At 69.2% G+C, this 1,047-nt stretch carries 1 protein-coding gene; it reads left to right on the top strand.

Annotation, left to right across the window (positions count from 1 at the left end; translation table 11 throughout):
- The first annotated feature begins 147 nt into the window (after nt 1-147).
- Nucleotides 148-573: a DUF6153 family protein gene (locus MHO01S_RS16125; protein WP_060958957.1), complete on the top strand. Its 426-nt coding sequence runs from the start codon at nt 148-150 to the stop codon at nt 571-573.
- Nucleotides 574-1,047: the final 474 nt, after the last annotated feature.

Below are 1,047 nucleotides of genomic sequence, written 5' to 3'. Positions count from 1 at the left end.
GCGAGGCGCCCTCCCACCCAGCATATACCCATCCGGGGTATCCGGGGGGGGACGTGTCGCGGTCGCCCGCGGCCGCCGATGAGACCCGCCTCGGAGACGGCTACCCGCCAGGGGTATGCTGGCGACATTGAGGAAGGAGCGTCGACGGTGAATCAGTTGGTGGCGCGACGGCGGGCACTCGGGTCCCGGCGCGCCCTGTGGTTCTACCTGGCCGCGGTGACCGCGATCATCGCGGGACTGCTCGCGATGCACTCGCTGAGTCTGGAAGAGGACCAGGCGGGCGCTGTCGTCGCCGCCGCCGTTGCGGCTCCCGACACCGCCGCCGACATCCTGGTCAGCGGGGTGGTGACACCCTCGTGCGATGAGACGGTCTGCGGGACGTCTCATGCTGTAGCTGCCGTGACGTGTCTGCTCGCGTTGCTGACCCTGCTCATCCTGGTGTTACCCGCCCGGGACGGGTGGATGTCGCTGCCGGCGTGGCTGCGATCCCTCCCCGGCAGGTCGGCCTCGTTCACGTCCAGGTCGGCTCTTCTGCGGCCCTCCCTGATCGTTTTGTCGATCAGTCGCACCTGATCAACGCTCAGCTCGCGCCCGCCCTCTAAGCCACCGCTGGCGCGTCCCGTCTGCGTGATGCCGCCGACGGCCACGATGTGCGCCCCGAAGCGCGCCCCGCCTGCAGCACCGTGTGTGACCCGATTCAGGATTATCGCCGCCGAAGCGGCACACTTCCCGGCCGCACCTCCTGGTTGGACCGTGTGACGGCGGCGGCGACCGTGCTCACCTTCATCGTCCCCCTCCTCCAGGAAAGTCTTGTATGCCCGAACCCGCCCTTTCTCCCCCGACGACCGGTATCGATACGCGCCGCGCTGCGAGAGCCGCCCTCTCTTCCCCACCCGTGCCGACGCGAGGCGATCGACGCCGTCGGCCTACCCGTAACGCCCGGACACCTCGACACGCGCCTCGCAGCACGCTCACCCACCATCGGATGCTCGCCGGCACCGTGATGTTCACGGACGCTCCCCTCGCCGCGCTGCCGTTGCTTATCAC

It is taken from the genome of Microbacterium hominis NBRC 15708, from assembly GCF_001592125.1.
GTDB classification, from domain to species: domain Bacteria; phylum Actinomycetota; class Actinomycetes; order Actinomycetales; family Microbacteriaceae; genus Microbacterium; species Microbacterium hominis.
This window is presented reverse-complemented; position numbering and strand designations above follow the sequence as displayed.